Here is an 18,330-nt window from a genome sequence, read left to right on the forward strand (position 1 = left end):
GCCCCGAAGGGCTTAATCAACGATTTAATGGTTCAGCCGTACAGTTTCTTCAACAAGTTCTAGCTAATCTTCTCACTCAAAGAATTCATTCAACACAAGAAATACTTCACCCATACTCCACGACTTTTAAACGTATTCGGATCCTAGATTCTACAACATTTCAACTTCCAGATAAGTTTTCCTCACATTATCAAGGTTCTGGCGGAAGCAGCCATACCGCAGTTGTTAAATTCCAACTTGAATATGACTTATTGAGTGGGAAGTTCCTCCACGTTTATGTAGGAGAAAGGAGAGAAAATGAATGATGAAGGCGCTTACTATGTCTCACGTTTGAAGTTAAATTCTCGTATCTAAGAACGATGAACCAGAGTTTTTTCGAAATGGGACTGTGAAGAAAGGTACTCTCTTTATTCAGTTAGACASGGAAGAGCTTATGAATCAATTACAACCTGGTCAAACACTYGAAATTTCAGAAGCATAMATTGGGCTGTATCAAAAACTACCCGCMCRAGTGRTTATTCATCGACTAACTGAGGYACAAACAGAGAAAAGATTGAAAGAACAAGCAAAAAAAGAAAAGAAGAAGGGCATTACCTATAAAGACCGAAGCAAACGATTAAGTGGAATGAACGTATATATTACAAATCTTTCTTTAGAAGAMGTTCCAACGGAACATATYCATGAMCTGTATTCGTTACGTTGGCAGATTGAAATTCTATTTAARACATGGAAATCTTTCTTTCAAATTGACAAGTGCAAAGAGATYAAGAGGGAACGCTTAGAGTGTCACTTGTATGGSCAACTKATTAGCATTTTACTCTGTTCMTCTACSATGTTTARAATGCGTCAGTTACTTTTAGAYAAGAAAAAGAAGGAGTTAAGTGAATATAAATCYATCTATATGATAAAAGACTATTATTTATTGTTTTATCAAGGATTACAAAAGGACGCAAAGAATTATCAAAAATTTTTCTACGTCTGTTTCACCTTTTGGAGAAAAACGGACGGAAATGTCATCGTTATAACAAGAAAACGGTCTTTGATATCTTAGGTATTGTGAATGATTGTACGTCACAAAAACTTAAAGCTGCCTAATATTTTTTTAAAAACCTATTTGATGGTTTTTTTGTCATGCGCATTTTTAGTGTTACCATAGCAAATTAAAGAGAACACACTTTTATATTATCTCTTGCGCGCTTAGCTTGATGGCGATGGGGTACCGCCAGCAAAACGCCGATTTACAACGTTAAGGATATTCCAGTATTAAAAAACCCAATCTCTCAGTGATATAAATGAGAAATTGGGTTTTAATTATTCAATAATTGCGCCCTTTAATTGAACTGTTAATATTATATTGTCGCCCGTTTTATAAGTTAGATAAGTTACAAAACTGACGAATGATTTTCCGGAGCCTTTGGCATAGTAAACTTTTCATTCCTTCATAAAACCAGTAACTTGACGATACAGCTTCTCGGGATGGGTGAGATTGACCATATGATATTGAAGACATCAATCCTTTTATGGAAGAACAAGGATTTGAAAGTTTGAAATTAATTAAAGATAGAGCAGCAGACCCTCATATTCTCGGAATATCAACTCACTTGCTTTATATAGGTAGAAAAAAATGAACTTAATATATTTTTTATAGAACTAACGGGTGCTTTAGTTCAATAAGGGAGGTTGCTGAAGCAACCTTTTTGTTATGCAACTAAAGGGGCAGTTTAGTTCCATTAGAAACCTTTATCAATCAGTTTACGTCTAATAGAAAAAGAAATATGAGTCTATTATGATGAGGGGGAAGTTCATGAGGAAGTTTTTACGCTTCTTTTTAGTATTGATTGTTTTAGTTTTCGGAATTTATCTTATTATCGGGCTATTTAACTCGGAACCACCTTCACCGACCATAACAATTGGAGACAAGAGTGTATCGACAGCACAAGGTTCTTATTGCTGGAATGGACTTTTGAACGCTAAGTGTGTTGATATGATCTCTCCACCAATGATTATTAAACACGAAGGTCTTAAACCTGTTGTTGTATCACCTGAAGCCCAATTAAAAGTAGAATTTAAAAACGAACCTAAAAAAAATACATTGGGAGCAAATAAATGGATTAGTAATGAAGAAACAGAGACTGCAAAATTAAATGATAATGTTTTGACAGCACCTAAAGAGAAAGGTGTATATGTATACGATATTTTCGCAAGATGGGAAAAAGGAGATTCAAGTTATGTGTTTGTCATTGAAGTTCAATAGGGTTCTAATGCAACTAACGGGTGCTTTACTTCAATAAGATAGGTTGCTGAGGCAGCCTTTTTCTTATGGCACTAACGGGGCAGGATTGTTGAAGAATCACCCGAAATTTTGAAACATATTTCGGACAACAAACGTAAGTATTATACCTAGTGGGAAAATAAGAACGAACATTAATTTCTTAATCGAATTCATAATAAGTATATTAAACATATTAATTTTAGTGTATAGGGGGGAATGGATTATGTTGAAGGAGAAAAATATAAAATTTCCTAATAAACGTGTATTTGGAATATGGCTTATTTGGATTGGACTAATAGTTATAATAGGCACTATTTTCGGTGGAAAGTTTATGATAAACCCAATAATATTTACATTAGGTTTTATCGTGGGAAAAATAGTTATTTTCCGTATGACATTTATTAAAAAACATCTATCCTATGGACCAAATTCAAAATTCCAATCAAATATAAACACGATATCTATCCTAATGATGTTTGTACTTATATTTTTATTTTCTGGTAAATATATTATGATGGATGATTTTAGAATGACTTGGTTTGGAGCGTTGTTAGCAACGGCAATTCATTTTATAACTTCTACATTTGTCTACGGAAAACAGTTAATAATTCTTTCTATTTTATTGATATTAAATGTGTTTATAGGCATATTTAATTCGAATATAAGCTTTGATTATTTTGGATATATTGATGGTTTAATAAAAATAATATTTGGTATATTTCTTTTAGTTCCCGCAAAAGCCAATGATAGATAGTTTAATGAGTAACAAGGAAATTGTGAAATAGTGTACTTAAACTAATAGGTGCGTTAGTTCTAGAAGGGGTAGAGTTTCCGGCCCCCCGAAAATCGGCAGAGAAAAAGGATCTTCGATTAAAGATCCTTTTTGCTGCTTGTGAACTAAACTTCCCTGTTAGTCTAAACTCAGATATTTAGTGACGGCCGGTAATCGCATTTTGGGTACCCCAACCATCTGATGTATAAATCCACACTTCGGCCGAAGCTTTATACGGGTCTTTATCCCATAATTGAGGGGTATAACAAGAGGTTTGACCTTTCATTACCATCCCGTTTCCACCGGAAGAAGCACAATTAGTAAATGTTCTCCGAGTAGTGCCATTGGTGTAACTATTTACGATTGCTTTGGCATAATTATCGTACGGAGCAGCAGAATAAAACTTTACGTAACCCCAAGCCGTATGACAATAGGCACTTCCTTTTAGCTGTACATATCCAATTTTCACGCCGTTTCTACTATAGATATATTTTGTTTCATAGGTGATTGGACTTTTATATGCACAACCTGTTGAGTAAGGGTTTGAATAATCATAAGATAGGGCAGATGCTTTATTTATTGGTGTAATTGCAAATATCATTGAAAAGCATAAAACAAACAGTAATAGCCATTTCTTTATAATCCCTTGAGATAATGTCATTTTTTTCTTCTCCTTTAAAATAAGTTTTAATACCAACTAGTCGGTATTAATCAATTTATTATATGACGAAGAATTTGTTACAATTAATAAAATATTCAGATTTATTTTAAAAAGGGGGTTGCTATGTTAAATCATCATCAGAAACAATAAAAAAAGAAGCTTCGAAGAGCTTCTTTTTTTATCGACCGAATAGTCGATTCCTTAACATTGAACTGACCCCATAAAGTTAGACAGGTTATTTCGTTAGGCAGCCCGTTGGGCATGAGCTCGGTATTGTACCGGGCTCATGCCTTTTAATTTTGCCTTGATTCGTATGTGATTATAGTATTCTATATATTTTGCTAGTTCTTGTTTCTAAGGCTCGTTTCGTGAGAAAAGCCCGCCTCTTCAGCACGCATTGCGAAAACTGAAGAGCCGGACTTAACATAAGTTGAAATTATTTCACTTCTACCCATCCGTTTTTAATAGCTAGAACAACAGCTTGTGTACGGTCGTTTACATTCATTTTTTGAAGAATGTTAGTCACATGGTTTTTTACTGTTTTTTCACTGATGTATAAAGTTTCGCCGATGGCACGGTTGCTTTTTCCGTATGCTAAAATTTGAAGAACTTCACACTCGCGTCGAGTCAATAGGTGAAGCGGTCTTCTGATCTCTGCAGCATGCACTGAATCACGATCAGCAGCTAAACGGCGATATTCTTTGACTAGATTATGTGTCACCTTCGGATGAAGGTATGAGCTACCTTCTGCGACTACACGAACAGCATCAATTARCGCATCTGCGTCCATTTCTTTCAACAGATAACCCTGTGCTCCTGTTTTCAATGCATGCTGTACATAGTTTTCATCATCATGAATCGATAAAATGATGACTTTCGTTTCAGGGTAACGGTTTACAAGCATTTTAGTTGCTTCGACACCGTTCATATTCTGCATGTTGATATCCAGGATAACGACATCTGGTTTGTGTGTTTTAACAAGATCCATAGCCTCGCTTCCGTCATCGCCTTCGGCAACAACATCAAAGGATGATTCAAAATCTAATATACGCTTAACGCCTTCACGGAAAAGCTGATGGTCATCGATAATGATGATACTAGTCTTCAACGGCTTCTTCCTCCTAATTTATTTAAATGCCTATTCTCTAAAATTTATAAATGATAGGGAATTTTCTTTTCAGCAGCATTTTCAAAGAATAGCATATTTTTTCGTTTTGGGGATAATCCTTTTTCTTAGCTTGATAGCGATACCCCTATAGTAACTAAACTGTAAACGGATTGTTATACAAATAGCATTGTTGGAGGAGACTTCATTGTATATAATTAATACTCGTTAAGGAGTGAAGAAAGATGGTAAGCGTAACAGTAGATAAGTTAAAATTCAAGAAGCAATTATCGGTGATTGAACAAATCACACTGAAAGATTTTCTGTATACCTGGGTAGGTAGCTCAAGCAAGGGATTCGATGATTTTTTTCACCTTGAGTACACAGTAGATGTATTTGCCAAAATGGAAAAAACGACGAATGACACCGATTTGTTGATTTCTGATGATGATTATTTCAGATACATAACATTGACGGAAGATAATCAAATTGTGATAGGTGTTTTAGATATGAATTCAGAATTAAAACATAGAATAATTTCACTAGATAAGATTAAATAATTCTTTGTTTTCTTTAACCCATAAAAAAAGAGGCAGTGTGGTACACTGTCTTTTTTTATTTGTTCACTAGATGTCTTATGCGACATTACTGAAAATAAATCACAGATTTTGCATGAAAAGCATTGTTTTAAATACCATACTGATCATCAATGACTAGTGAGTAAATAAAAGGTTATTACTTTGCATAGTTTTCTTCAATTTTGTTGAATAACTTGAATATGGGAGAGAAGATTAATGTCAGAAACGTATCGTTCTCGTCAGGAACGAAAACAAGTGGAAAAAACAAAACAAGATCAAAAAAAAGGTAAAAATCCCCCTAAAAGAAGGTCTTTCTTGAATAAAGTTTTACTTTGGTGTTTACTGTTAGGTGTTGTTTCAATGGGAATAGGGGCAGTTACGTTTGCAGCAATGATTAAGGATGCACCTAAAATAGATGCTTCTAAACTAGTCGATCCTCTTTCTACCAAATTATACGATAAGAACGGGAATTTCCTTTACGAATATGGTAAAGAAAAGCGGACAAAAATTAAGTATTCTCAAGTTCCAAAAATGTTGGAACATGCTTTCATTGCCACGGAGGATGCACATTTTTATGAACACAATGGCATTGATATAAAAGGAACTTCGAGAGCAATCTTCAAAAACCTAAAAGGGGATTTCGGATCTCAAGGCGGAAGTACGATTACACAGCAGGTCATTAAAAACTCCTTTTTGTCACCTCAGAAAACAATAAAGCGAAAGGTACAGGAATGGAGCTTGGCCTATCAGCTTGAGCAAAAGTATTCCAAACATCAAATCTTAATGATGTATTTAAATAAGATCTACCTTGGAGACGGGACATATGGTGTAGCAGCTGCAGCCAAAAATTACTACGGAATCGATGCCGATCATCTAGATAAATTAACGCTTCCGGAGGCCGCTATGTTGGCGGGGCTCCCACAGAGTCCAAGTTATTACGATCCCACTGAACCCGAACATGTGAAAGCTGCAACAAATCGTCGTAATATTGTTTTAGAAGCTATGTATAAACAAGGGTATATTACGAAAAAGCAATTGGAGGATGCAAAGAAGGTTCCAGTTACAGCAGGACTTGTTCCAAAAACGAAACAGCAAGGAATGCCGTACGAGGCGTTTTTGGACGCTGTTGTAAAAGAAGTTGAAAGAAAGCTGAAAAATGTAGATATCAGTTCGGATGGATTATCTATTTATACGACGCTAGATCCAAAAGCTCAGACCTTTGCGGACAAAATAATGAACACCGATACGATTATTTCTTATCCAAATGACAATTTTCAAGGAGCCTTCGTATTTTTAGATACAAAAACAGGAGAAGTTCGAGCTATTGGAAGTGGTCGAAACCAATATAAAGCTTCCTTCCGAGGCAACAACTTTGCGGTTGATATTAAACGTCAACCAGGATCTACTTTCAAGCCAGTCTTTGATTATGGTCCGGCTATTGAAAATTTAAAATGGTCTACAGCACACCAAATTAATGATCATGAGATATCCTACTCAAATGGTCAGTCTATTTCTAACTGGGATCATCAATATCACGGAACGTTATCGATTAGAACAGCACTTCAATGGTCATACAATATTCCAGCACTCCTTACCCTTCAAGAAGTAGGGATGGATAAAGCACAAAACTTTGCAGAAAATCTGGGTATTACTTTTAATAATAATAAGGTGTACGAATCATATGCGATTGGAAGTAATACGGTTAATCCATTAGAGTTGGCAGGGGCATATAGTGCTTTTGGAAATAACGGTGAATACAATACACCACATTTTGTTCGTAAAGTTGTCTATCCTGATGGCAGAGTTGTTAATTTAACTCCAAAGCAAAAACGTGTTATGCATGATTACACAGCTTATTTGGTGACGGATATGTTACGGACAGTCGTAAAATCTGGTACAGGAAAAACAGCAAATGTCCTTGGACTAGATGTGGCTGGAAAAACTGGCACAACCAATTTTGACAGTAAAACCAGAGCACAATATGGATATCCATCCGGTGCGGTAAATGATAGCTGGTTCGCTGGTTATACACCGGAATACACTATGGCGGTTTGGACTGGATATACTAAAAATGGTCCAGGTAATTATATGGATGGAAATACAACTAAAATCTCGCACCAAATGTTTAAGGCCATGCTGGAAGCGTTTGGAACAGACCAAAGTAGATTCCAGCAGCCTAGTGATGTATACCAGGTGAATAATGAACTGTTCATTAAAGGTGCAAATCCTGAAGAAGCTCCACCAGTTACAAAAAATAATAAAGATAACCCATTTGATATTGGTGGAAATAAAGAGGATAAAAAACATAAACAAGAGGAAGAGAAGCATAAAAAACAAGAGGAAAAGAAACACAAAAAAGAGGAAGAGAGGCATAAAAAACAAGAGGAAAAGAAACACAAAAAAGAGGAAGAGAAACACAAAAAAGAGGAAGAGAAGCATAAACAACACGAGTAAAAGAAACACAAACAATAGAGATTTTTAGGATGGGATCGCATTGGTTCCATCCTTTTTTATGATACACATAAGAGAATGTGAAGGTTTCTACTTAAACTATAGGGTGCGTTAGTTCAACAAAAAGACCGATTATTTCGGTCTTTTTGTTTTTTTGTTATTCAGCAGTGAATGTAAATGTTTCTTTTAAAGGTCTGCCTTCCATCCCCTTTTGAGTCCAAATTATTTCCACTTCGATTTCCGTAGCTTTTTCAGCCAAAAGGAAATTGCTAAATCTATAAGGATACCCATCATTCATTTGTTTTGCTAAAGAAATCGCTCTTTCAAAGTGTTCTTTATTGCATTCCTTTTCATCAGGACAACTAAAAAGTGAAAACTTCGTTTTAGAGTTAGGTTCATTTCTAAACATATAAATTTCCGCAGACAATATATCCTTACCAATGTTATCAACCTCTAAAGAGTAAGTATGAAATTTTCCCTTTTCGGGTTTTACTAACCCCTTACCTTGATCGGCTTTATCTACTTGAACCGACCATTGTTTCGATGTTTGTTTGGTTGGCAATTTATCAAATGTTAAAGCTTTTGTCTCTAGTGTTGGTGCGACTATGTTCAAAAGAAATAATGTAGATATAGCAAGTATCGTTTTCTTAAACATGACTACCTCCTTGTTTTTAGTTACAGATACTTTGCCCAAAATGGAATGAACTATGTTATTTATAAATGTGGCCAAAGTATCATACATAAAAACGTCATTCATATTATTCCATTAAAGGGCAAGATTGTTGAGGAACATAGCAATTAGCAGCAAGCTAGTTTACTTAATAAATCTTATATACAATAAAAAAGGATCTTTGATTGGAAGATCCTTTTTTTATTGCTTAATTTATTTTCTTATTGTCTTTACTTAGAACATGAATTTCATAAGGGCCAGGAAATGATTTTTTTATTTGTTTATATTGAAAAAATTCATTTGTGAGTTCTTCAATACGTTTTCCTATTTCTTTAGCTTTTTTATCTGTACTGTCTATGGAAGTATTAATAATAATGGGATTCTGATCATCTATTATAGTTGTAGATGTAACTTTGAGATCCTTTATTTCTTTCAACCCTTGATCTATTGATGGCATAACTTTCATTTTCCAATCTCGTTTTAAATTTGATTTAAAACGTATTGGAATATCCTTAACATTGAATCCTTTTTCTTGAGCTAACTTAAGAAATTCTTTATGAAAATTGTTAACCTCATTTGGCTCAATAACTTCTTTATCGTTTCTATAGAACATTAAGTCCAATTGTACAATGCGTCCGTCAGTGGCTGAATATGAAGTTCCTGTCAACAAAACATCAATTTTATCGATCTTCTTCATTTCATTTGCTACTTCCTGAATAATTTTTTCCTCTCGTTTTTGTCTTTCTGTCTGATTGGTATCATTCCAATAAGCAAGAACTTTTACTTTATAATCCCTATACTTTTTTGTTTTCAATACTTCTTCAATATTACTTTGAAGATCGTTTTTTAAATAATTAAAATTTTTCTTGGAATAAGGTATAATCACGAGAATGACTTCTTTCTTTTCTCGAGAAAGGGTTAAATCATAGCCATTTGGATGCCCTTTTTTCTTAAACACATTTTTGTTAAAAGAAGATTCAATGGCATTTTCTAATTTGATTGTTTCATAGTAGGAAATTAAATTATTTGGACTACCTTTAGATGTGACATTATTATCAGAGCTTTCCATTTCGTTATTGGTTTTATTTGATGTACATGCTACTAAAAATAACATACCGAATAAAATGAATAACATTGATATTTTTTTCAAAAAATCATCCCCTAAAATATTAGCATTTTTACCCAACATTGTTAATTGTAACATAGTTTTTAATGTTCTTATTAAGCTTCTCCATTAGCCACCTATGAAGTGTTAATGTTTCAATAAGTGGGGAACCCTTAAACAGCTTTTAATCTTCCACAATCGGGCGCGATTCTTTAATAAGAATCGCTTTTCTTAATGAACTAACAGGTGCGTTAGCTGAAGATAGGAGCTGTCTTTAAGGCAGCTTTTCTTTATGGAGCTATCGGGGCAGGTTAGTTGAAGATTATAAACCTTTATTCCTCAACATAAATTAGAATAATACTTTTTTGTAGGAGGGGGAGTCTAATTGAAACACTTTACAAAATGGATAAATCGGACGTTCAATCATTATCCCAGAAAAAAATTGACTCTCGTTATGGGATCTCAATACGAACCGCAAATATTTGGCCAACCAGTTGAACGAAACCAAACTTCGTTAATAAGTACCAGAGATGCCGAAAAATACTTTCGTCCTTCCCGCCTCCCTATTAAAAATACCCTTGTCAAGAACATCCAATTTTTTGATCCCTATTATGAAAAAAACTACAAAGAAATTAAACTCCCTGCAACATTAACTCGGACTCCTGATGAAACTGTTTTAAACTACTTTAGTATTTTAAGAGAGGCAGATAACCTCACTCAAAACCAGTTGGGTGGGTGCGGAACTGTGGGGATGGCAAAGTTGCCCTATCCAATTGCTTATAACTTTTTTACTAAAGACTATCACAAAAGGGTTTCCTATAATGAATATCTTCAATCGTTTGCTGGAATTGGACATCTAAATTTAATAAAGATGAACAGACTTCCTGATGAAAAAGGCATTGTTCCTTATTTCATTGAGCTAGAAAGCATCGAAGGTTCATCAAAAGGAGTCACCTATTTTGCTTATTATTACGGCTATGTCCAATTAAAAAAAGTTCAAAACCTGTATAAAATTGACCAGATGAAATTGTACGGAGAGGACTTCCTATGTGCACCCTATCATCTCTGGCAGCATGATGCGGAAGCAGTCGTTGGTATTATGTATGGAAACTGGTGCAAGTTAATTAAAAAACAGCTGCCTACTAAACAAGACGGTTTCGTCAAAACCATTGATTATATTGGTACGGATGGAGCCGATTATCGGTTTATCTTTTATCAATTAACAAATGATACAGATGTATTAATTTCTCAATATAAAAAGGATTCTGAAGGAAACTGGGAATCCATCAGAATTGATCCTATCAAATGTGTAAAAAACTAAGCGTGTTATTAAAGAAACTCGAACCTTTACTCTAAGCCACAAAAAAGGGCCTTCATTAAATGAAAGTTCTTTTTTCTTTGTGAAATATTGTACTTAAACTAACGGCTGCGTTAGTTCCATAGGGCATAAAGGAAGACCACAATAAGTGGTCTCTTTTATTTGTTCAAAAATCAACATTTCTCTAGCCCGTGTGGATTTGAAATAAAGTTGCACCGTTTTACCTCTTTGGATATGGTTTTTTCTAAAGGGGTGTTTTTTTATAGTGAAATGGAAAAGAACATCTGAATTGAAAGATGGATTAAGAAACTGTTGAGTGACAATAGAGTTGTTCCGTTAAAGGGCCATTTAGTTGAGGAAGGAATTATGTTCAAAGTATAGAAATAAAGTAATAGATAAAAAAGATATGAGATTAATTTGCATTGTTAAAACAAATGAATGGATGTGGAAGTATGCAAAAGCGTATTCTGCTTGTGGAAGACGACAGGGAAATTAGTAAATTGATAACAGATTATTTGGACCAGGAGAATTTTACAGTACTTACCGCATTCGATGGAGAGGAAGCAGTATCTCTTTTTGATAAAGAAGAACTCGATTTAATCTTGCTTGATTTAATGCTTCCTAAGTTAAGTGGTATGGATTTTTTAAAACGAATAAGAGGAAAAAGCTTAATTCCTGTATTGATCATTTCAGCAAAAGGGAGTGACTTAGACAAAGCGTTGGGTCTCGGTTTTGGTGCAGATGATTATATAAGCAAACCTATTTCAATGATTGAACTAACAGCCAGAGTACATGCTGCTATTCGTAGGGCAACGCAATATATTCCTACTGAGAATCAATCCACTTCCGATACTATTCATTTTAAGGAACTATCCCTCGACTTGCATACCTTTTCTGTACAAATTAAAGATAAGAATGTGCAGCTTACATCCAAGGAATTCCATATTTTAAAGCTGTTTATGACAAATCAGAGTAGAGTGTTTACAAAGGAACAAATATACCATTTTATTTGGGAAGATGATTATTACGGGAATGAAAATGTGATAAATGTTCATATAAGAAGGCTTCGGGAAAAAATTGAAGAGGATCCGTCTAACCCACAGTATATTCGAACAATTTGGGGAATCGGATATAAATTAGGTGAATAGTTCATGATGATTGCCCTAAGTGTTATTATTATCATTTTAGTTGTTATGTATGGATTGCAATATTTTTCCCGTAAAAGAATAAATAAAAACTTAAATGAAATAAGTGGAAAATTAACAGATATAATAGAACACAAGAAAGCTGAAAAAATGTTACTACAAACAGACCAGCATTCCATTCAGCTTTTACTCATTCAAATCAACCGTCTTTTGGATTACAACCAAAAGGTATTTGCGGATTACGCAAAAACAAAAGATAGCTTAAGGAAAATGATATCCAACATGTCACATGATTTGAAAACACCACTAACTGTTATTTTAGGCTATGTGGAAAAATTGAAGCTTGATGAAAAGTTAAATGAGGAAGAGAAGGAAATGGCCATTTTACGCCTTCATGAAAAAGTTTTGGGCCTAATCGCTTTACTTAATCAATTTTTTGACCTTGTTAAAATAGAATCCAATGATTATGTGATTCCATTAAGTAAGGTATCTCTCAATGAGATTTGTAGGAAGAACGTGTTGGAATTTTATGATTTGCTCCTATCAAAAGGTCTTCAGGTAGAGATTGAAATTCCAGAGCATAATTTTTACATCCTCGGTAATGAGAATGCTTTAAATCGAATACTTAGCAATCTAATCTCGAATTCTATTCGGTATGGAAGTGATGGGGGAGTATTTGGTTTAACACTTCGAGAAGATGGGGGAGCTATTGCTGTAGAGATTTGGGATAAAGGAAAAGGGATTGCAAAGGTGCATCAAGATCGGGTGTTTGACAGGCTATATACATTAGATGATGCTAGAAATCCACAATTTCAAGGAAGTGGCCTAGGTCTAAGCATTACGAAACGCTTAACAGAAGCAATGAAGGGTTCGATTCACCTAAGTAGCAAACCCTTTGAAAAAACGACCTTCACTTGTATTTTCAAACAAATTACATATTAAGACTTCTCGAAAGAGGTGTTCTGTTGGAACGGCTCTTTTTTGCTTTTTATTTTTAAGAAAGTATAAATTTTTTTAAGATGTTTTGGTGTCTAGCGAAAGCAGCTCGCTGTAAAATATCCAAACTTAAGAAACATGTAAGGAATGAGAAAGAAAAAAGATACTTTCTCTGCTTATGATAGAAGTAGAAGTAATAAAGGAGGTCAAAATGATGGATTACGTAGTTCGAACAAATGGATTAACGAAAATTGTAAAAGGTAAAATGCTCGTATCTAATGTAAATCTTCATATAAAAAAAGGTGAAATATATGGTTTTCTCGGGCGAAATGGTGCCGGGAAAACAACGATAATGAAAATGCTCACAGGATTAATAAGTCCTACTACAGGAGAGATAGCGTTGTTTGGTCAGAAGCTTACAGAAACCACGAAGTCTGGTTTGAAACGAGTCGGGAGTATTATTGAATATCCAATCTTTTTCGAGCATTTAACAGCGATGGAGAATCTTCAGCTTCACTGTGAATATTTAGGTTTTTATGATAAAAAAGCAATTACGCAAGCTTTGGATATGGTTCATCTAACTGGGATTGAAGATAAAATTGTGAGGGATTTTTCGCTTGGGATGAAGCAGCGTCTTGGGATTGTAAGAGCAATCATAACAAAGCCTGAACTGATAATATTAGATGAACCTACAAATGGCCTTGATCCAATTGGCATAAAAGATATGAGGGATTTAATTCGAATGTTAAACAGGGAATATGGGATTACTTTTCTTCTATCCAGTCACATTTTAGGGGAAATTGAACAAGTAGCTGACAGAATCGGGGTCATTAAGGATGGAAAGCTCGTGAATGAAGTGAAATTAGCAGATATTAGTAAGCAACGCACAGACTATATTGAAATTGTCACTAAAGATGTGGAGAAATCAGTCTATTTACTAGAGCATGATCTTCAAATTTCCAATATGAAAATTGTGCAGGATAATAAGATTCGTATATATGATCTTACTTTGCCGCAAAGTGAAATATCGAAAACACTAATTTTGCATGATGTCGATATCGAGGAAATACAAAAGCATACAAGTACTTTGGAAGACTATTTTTATCAACAAATTCATGGAGGTGGAAAAGTTGGTTAAATTGATGGAGTTGGAGTGGAGAAAGTTAAAGCAAAAAATGATCATTAGTGAGCTGATTATATATTGGGGTATTCTGATGTTCTTGCCAATGTTTTTTATTAAAATGGTCAGTGCAGAATTTGGTCAAAGTTATTCAACCATCATCCAGCTAATGATGTCGATGCAAATGGGATTTGTTCTTTTTGGAGCATCACTTATTAATCAGGTTGTAATCGATGAATATAAAAATAAAACAATATCTCTTTCATTCGGATATCCAATAAGTCGGGAAAAATTGGTTATGGCAAAGGTTCTTTTTATCTCACTTTTTGTTTTCCTTTGTACGCTGGTATCCTTTTTGTTGGCGGGTATGACAACCTTTTTACTTGATCAGGCATTTCATATTATTAATGGGCAACCAACTGTAGCAGATATTACAACATATTTTAGTAAGATGTTTGTTCATTCTTTAATTGTTACACTTATAAGTTTAATCCCAATCTTTTTCTTTGGTTTTTGGAAAAGAGCAACGATACCAACAGTTATTTGTGCAATATTTCTTATGCAATTTCAAAATTTCTCCTATCTTCTGAATGTCAATCTTAATGCTGATATTGTGAACGCATGGCTATGTCTACTAGGAGTAGTTAGTGCTTATCTTTCGATTAAAATGGTAGATAGAGTGGGGGATATTTAGTTTTGGCAATCCGGTACAACTTGATTAAAAATTGTCTTTTCAATTCCATAAAATGTCTTAGCGTATGTTCTCCGCGTTTTGTTGGTAGGCCCCCTTCTTAAACTATCCTGAAAACCGAATATCCTGTTAAAGAACGGTCTCGATTAATTGCTGTTATTCACATAACAATAAGGAGTGGTAATTATTACATTATCAATTGTACTTCAATTATTATTAGGTTTTGTGTTTTTAATGACTGGTTTCGGAAAGATTTTAGGGACTAAAATGCAAGTAGAATCTTTTGAGCATCTTAAATTAAAAAAAGAGTTCCGGGTAGTAACAGGGTTAGCGCAAATAGTTGGTGTAATCGGATTGATTATAGGTATTTGGTATCCGGGTGTTGCATCATTAAGCGGTATCTGGATTGGAATTATTATGATAGGTGCAGCCGTAGCACATATAAGGGTGAAAGACCCATTTAGCAAAGCTGTGCCTGCAGCTGTATTGTGCATTGTCGCTTTTTTTATCATGCTATTGAATATCTCCGAACTGACTAAATTGTTCTGAAATATTTCATAACTGAATGAAAACAATCTCGATTAATTAAGTAATTTCCTATGGAACTAACGGGTGCTTTAGTTCATTAAGGAAGGTTGCTGAAGCAACCTTTTTGTTATGCAACTAAAGGGGCAGTTTACTTTAATAAGCACAATATTTCTGTATGGAAAATCAAACAAAAAATCTTCCAAGGCGGAAGATTTTTTTATTTTAAATTGGGATATCCTTGCTAGCCCAAAGCCCAGTACCTCATAAACATCAATTCTCATAGTTTCTTTAAATCATCATTTAATTTCCGTGCTTGATTTTTGAAGTAAAGATAAAATGCAACCCAAAAGATCGTATAGACGACAATGGAAATTAAGAATGTTAACAAAATATTTGTGATATTAAATGGGATCCATCCGATCGTGAGTGCCAAGATGAGGTATAGGATCGTGACGGTTAAAAAATGAAGAATGGTCTGCTGGGAAAGTTTCAAATTCCTGTTTTCAAAGTACAAAGGACTGACTGTAAAAAGCCAGCCGCAGAGAACAGAACCTATGGAGTTTTTCAAAAATAATGGTCCATCTATCATGTCGAAGCCGCCGAAAAGGATATTCAAATTGGTGATTAAAACCGCAATAAAGCCTCCGAAGAAAATACCTATGAAACTACGGATAATAAATGTTTTCATTCTACTTACCTCCTATTCAATTTTAGAGCTTCTTTAATCGCAGGGACATAGGTACGAGACACATATTCTTTCTTTCCTGATTTGAAGTAAACGCAGAGTGTACCATTGAATAATGCTTCAAAACGGCTCAATTGATTCAAATTGGCGATAACCGATTTAGACAGACGGATAAATTTTTTAGAAGGGAGCATGGACTCGAGCTCATATAATTTCTCTTTTAAAATAAAAGAATCTGTTTCTGTTACGGCGATAATATGATCGTTTTCAGTATGATAATAGTGGATGTCATCCGGTTTGAGAATATGTTGCATTTCTCCCTTTTTTCCAATCAAGAATTGTTGCTCCCTTCCATAGATGCAGTCAATTAGTTCCTGTATATTTTCATCCAACTCAGGACCTTCGATGGTAACTCTCGTTTCTTTAAATGCTTTGTCAATATTAAGGAAAAGTTTCAAATTTCAGACACCTCTTTTCACCTAAAATCCTCTCATTGACTTTCTAATCACATTTTATGTTGAAATTCCTTTCAAGTCTCCATAATTCCAGTAAGTGGAAGAAAAATGAAGGGTAACTTGTGGAAAATAGTTGGTGACTTACATAAAAGGAATCCCATGATCCGTTTAACGAAAACAACAATTTGTTGAGGTAGTTATAAAGAAAGCCATAAAACCTTCAACTGTGAGAGAGGAATGGTTACAGTATTTTTTGATGAGTATTATTCATTACTTTGTGAAGTATTGTACTTAAAGTAACGGGTGCTTTAGTTCAATAAGGGAGGTTGCTGAAGCAACCTTTTTGTTTTGCAACTAAAGGATCAATTTGGTTTAATAAGTCCAAATGATAAGATAAAAAAAATAATGGCGAATATAGGGGCGATTCAAAATGGATAACTGGAGAAATAATACGATTTGGTTTGAACAAATACCAGATAATCTTCAGGCTTACTTCAATTTAAAAGAAGATAAATTTAATGAGATGCAGCTTGAAAACATTGAGTATTTAACTCTTTGGCATCATAAAAAGAATAAGCTGGGCAACTTTGTTGGTATTCCTGAAAATCTCCTCTATCTAGAATTAAACTGGTCCAATATACAAGATTTCCTTGGGATAGAAAAAATGAATAAATTAAAGCGTTTAGAATTACATTATTGTACTAAATTACAAAATGATTTTGGTTTGTCTGGATTAGCCGATACGATAGAACATTTACATATTAATCAATCAAAGAAATTTGTACCAAATAAAGAATTATTCTCTCTGAAAAATCTTCGGGTTCTGTGCCTTAATTCTTGCGGTAATCTTGAGAATTTGAATTTTTTAAATCAATTTCCTAACCTAATTGACTTTAGATTTGTTGATACTAATGTATTAGATGGTGACTTATCACCAATTTTAGACCATCCAACAATCCGAAGTGTAGGCTTTCTGAATAAGAGACATTACAATATTAAAGATGATAAGATGGACGCTTTGCTAAAAGATAAAAACGGTGAAGAAGAATTTGAAACTGTTATCAAGTATGGAAAATATGAGACTTTTAGATATATTTATTAACTCAATTGTTATTGAACTCCCATGAAAATTAAAAAAGCTCAAAATCCAGAAAAAACCACAACAAAATAGACCCAGTAAAAACGCTTTTTAAAAAAGGMTGAGCCTTATGAGTGATCTGATTGAGTTTGGTAAATCGTTAAWCAAAAACCTCCAATTATAGCAAATTAAGTAGAGGCTAGCGCGACGACCAAAAAAGGATTAATCTCCCATGARTGCTACCCATAAAGGGCGCGACAGTCGGTGGTACACCGTGGTCGTCGGAGTCAGACTAACGGATGGGCTCAAAGGCACCATARTTCAACGACCTTCTTCGCCAGCCATTAAAACATTATCGACCTAGAAACCAATTTTCATTCTCTGTGGTGAAGCGCTGATTTTTGCGCTTCATGGATGGCTAACGGGTAGCTTTTTTTGAAGATCCACCAGCTATCGATTTCAGCTCTTTTTATACAACTAACGGATCAGGTTACTTAAAGAAGTAGGAGAAAAATGAAAATATAGATGGTATAAAAGGAGAGCTTATTATCAGATGGACTTTATATTAGGTGAAACTTTAAAGTTTGAAGAAATCTGGGTCAAAGTAATTGAAATTAAAGATGAGTCAATTGTATTTGAGGTCTTATTTACAGGTCACGAGGAAGATGAAGGGGACTTGATGGAAGTTCCAATGTGGTATCTAAAAGCAAATATAGACCAAGTAAAAAGATAGAAGACCTTATTCAACTAACGGGTGCGT

The 18,330-nt window shown here is 34.3% G+C and carries 18 protein-coding genes and 2 pseudogenes; 13 read left to right on the forward strand and 7 right to left on the reverse strand.

Going from position 1 to position 18,330, the window contains the following annotated elements; genetic code table 11:
• The 3 genes and pseudogenes from AC1DUW_RS10670 to AC1DUW_RS10680 form a co-directional block, all read left to right on the forward strand.
• Nucleotides 1–1,095: pseudogene (locus AC1DUW_RS10670) on the forward strand (IS4 family transposase); the annotation flags it as partial.
• Nucleotides 1,096–1,804: 709 nt separating this feature from the next.
• On the forward strand, nucleotides 1,805–2,254 hold the full coding sequence (locus AC1DUW_RS10675; protein ID WP_477642499.1) for a hypothetical protein: 450 nt from the start codon (nucleotides 1,805–1,807) through the stop codon (nucleotides 2,252–2,254).
• Nucleotides 2,255–2,495: 241 nt separating this feature from the next.
• Nucleotides 2,496–3,026 (forward strand): DUF6609 family protein, encoded by a 531-nt coding sequence (locus AC1DUW_RS10680; protein ID WP_477642500.1) that lies wholly within the window; start codon nucleotides 2,496–2,498, stop codon nucleotides 3,024–3,026.
• A 175-nt stretch (nucleotides 3,027–3,201) separates the two neighbouring features.
• Here AC1DUW_RS10680 and AC1DUW_RS10685 read toward each other — a convergent pair whose 3' ends face one another.
• The 3 genes and pseudogenes from AC1DUW_RS10685 to AC1DUW_RS10695 all read right to left on the reverse strand — a co-directional run bounded on the left by AC1DUW_RS10685 (nucleotide 3,202) and on the right by AC1DUW_RS10695 (nucleotide 4,813).
• Nucleotides 3,202–3,705: a DUF2690 domain-containing protein gene (locus tag AC1DUW_RS10685; RefSeq protein WP_477642501.1), complete on the reverse strand. Its 504-nt coding sequence runs from the start codon at nucleotides 3,703–3,705 to the stop codon at nucleotides 3,202–3,204.
• Nucleotides 3,706–3,948: 243 nt separating this feature from the next.
• Nucleotides 3,949–4,059: pseudogene (locus AC1DUW_RS10690) on the reverse strand (IS3 family transposase); the annotation flags it as partial.
• Between the two features lie 82 nt (nucleotides 4,060–4,141).
• Nucleotides 4,142–4,813, reverse strand: coding sequence for a response regulator (locus AC1DUW_RS10695; protein ID WP_477642502.1), 672 nt, complete (start codon nucleotides 4,811–4,813; stop codon nucleotides 4,142–4,144).
• 242 nt (nucleotides 4,814–5,055) lie between these two features.
• Between AC1DUW_RS10695 and AC1DUW_RS10700 the strand changes: the two genes are divergently transcribed.
• Together AC1DUW_RS10700 and AC1DUW_RS10705 are read left to right on the forward strand one after the other, a co-directional pair.
• Entirely contained in the window at nucleotides 5,056–5,370 is a 315-nt protein-coding gene (locus tag AC1DUW_RS10700) for a hypothetical protein (RefSeq protein ID WP_477642503.1), read from the forward strand.
• A 234-nt stretch (nucleotides 5,371–5,604) separates the two neighbouring features.
• Entirely contained in the window at nucleotides 5,605–7,842 is a 2,238-nt protein-coding gene (locus tag AC1DUW_RS10705) for a transglycosylase domain-containing protein (RefSeq protein WP_477642504.1), read from the forward strand.
• 154 nt (nucleotides 7,843–7,996) lie between these two features.
• Here AC1DUW_RS10705 and AC1DUW_RS10710 read toward each other — a convergent pair whose 3' ends face one another.
• Nucleotides 7,997–8,494 (reverse strand): hypothetical protein, encoded by a 498-nt coding sequence (locus tag AC1DUW_RS10710; protein WP_477642505.1) that lies wholly within the window; start codon nucleotides 8,492–8,494, stop codon nucleotides 7,997–7,999.
• A 223-nt stretch (nucleotides 8,495–8,717) separates the two neighbouring features.
• Nucleotides 8,718–9,713 (reverse strand): hypothetical protein, encoded by a 996-nt coding sequence (locus tag AC1DUW_RS10715; protein ID WP_477642506.1) that lies wholly within the window; start codon nucleotides 9,711–9,713, stop codon nucleotides 8,718–8,720.
• A gap of 286 nt (nucleotides 9,714–9,999) precedes the next feature.
• Here AC1DUW_RS10715 and AC1DUW_RS10720 point away from each other — a divergent pair, with 286 nt between their 5' ends.
• The 6 genes from AC1DUW_RS10720 to AC1DUW_RS10745 all read left to right on the forward strand — a co-directional run bounded on the left by AC1DUW_RS10720 (nucleotide 10,000) and on the right by AC1DUW_RS10745 (nucleotide 15,373).
• A complete protein-coding gene (locus AC1DUW_RS10720; RefSeq protein ID WP_477642507.1) occupies nucleotides 10,000–10,935 on the forward strand; it encodes a hypothetical protein in 936 nt (311 codons plus the stop codon).
• Nucleotides 10,936–11,384: 449 nt separating this feature from the next.
• Nucleotides 11,385–12,080 (forward strand): response regulator transcription factor, encoded by a 696-nt coding sequence (locus AC1DUW_RS10725; protein ID WP_477642508.1) that lies wholly within the window; start codon nucleotides 11,385–11,387, stop codon nucleotides 12,078–12,080.
• A gap of 3 nt (nucleotides 12,081–12,083) precedes the next feature.
• Nucleotides 12,084–13,019 (forward strand): sensor histidine kinase, encoded by a 936-nt coding sequence (locus AC1DUW_RS10730; protein ID WP_477642509.1) that lies wholly within the window; start codon nucleotides 12,084–12,086, stop codon nucleotides 13,017–13,019.
• A gap of 208 nt (nucleotides 13,020–13,227) precedes the next feature.
• Nucleotides 13,228–14,151, forward strand: coding sequence for an ABC transporter ATP-binding protein (locus AC1DUW_RS10735; RefSeq protein ID WP_477642514.1), 924 nt, complete (start codon nucleotides 13,228–13,230; stop codon nucleotides 14,149–14,151).
• The gene (locus AC1DUW_RS10740) at nucleotides 14,135–14,827 is read left to right on the forward strand and encodes an ABC transporter permease (RefSeq protein ID WP_477642515.1); all 693 of its coding nucleotides are present in this window, start codon (nucleotides 14,135–14,137) and stop codon (nucleotides 14,825–14,827) included. The genes AC1DUW_RS10735 and AC1DUW_RS10740 overlap by 17 nt, the downstream gene beginning before the upstream one ends.
• A 174-nt stretch (nucleotides 14,828–15,001) precedes the next feature.
• Nucleotides 15,002–15,373, forward strand: a complete 372-nt coding sequence (locus tag AC1DUW_RS10745) for a DoxX family protein (RefSeq protein WP_477642510.1) — start codon at nucleotides 15,002–15,004, stop codon at nucleotides 15,371–15,373.
• Between the two features lie 256 nt (nucleotides 15,374–15,629).
• Here AC1DUW_RS10745 and AC1DUW_RS10750 read toward each other — a convergent pair whose 3' ends face one another.
• Complete coding sequence (locus AC1DUW_RS10750; RefSeq protein WP_402881778.1) at nucleotides 15,630–16,040, reverse strand: DUF3021 domain-containing protein; 411 nt, start codon at nucleotides 16,038–16,040, stop codon at nucleotides 15,630–15,632.
• A gap of 5 nt (nucleotides 16,041–16,045) precedes the next feature.
• Nucleotides 16,046–16,495, reverse strand: a complete 450-nt coding sequence (locus AC1DUW_RS10755; protein WP_477642511.1) for a LytTR family DNA-binding domain-containing protein — start codon at nucleotides 16,493–16,495, stop codon at nucleotides 16,046–16,048.
• A gap of 427 nt (nucleotides 16,496–16,922) precedes the next feature.
• On the opposite strand from AC1DUW_RS10755, the gene AC1DUW_RS10760 reads away from it, so the two are divergent.
• Both AC1DUW_RS10760 and AC1DUW_RS10765 read left to right on the forward strand, forming a co-directional pair.
• Nucleotides 16,923–17,594: a hypothetical protein gene (locus tag AC1DUW_RS10760; RefSeq protein WP_477642512.1), complete on the forward strand. Its 672-nt coding sequence runs from the start codon at nucleotides 16,923–16,925 to the stop codon at nucleotides 17,592–17,594.
• A gap of 529 nt (nucleotides 17,595–18,123) precedes the next feature.
• Nucleotides 18,124–18,303 (forward strand): hypothetical protein, encoded by a 180-nt coding sequence (locus AC1DUW_RS10765; RefSeq protein WP_477642513.1) that lies wholly within the window; start codon nucleotides 18,124–18,126, stop codon nucleotides 18,301–18,303.
• Nucleotides 18,304–18,330 lie beyond the last annotated feature (27 nt).

The organism is Peribacillus sp. P4_C12 (genome assembly GCF_056402095.1).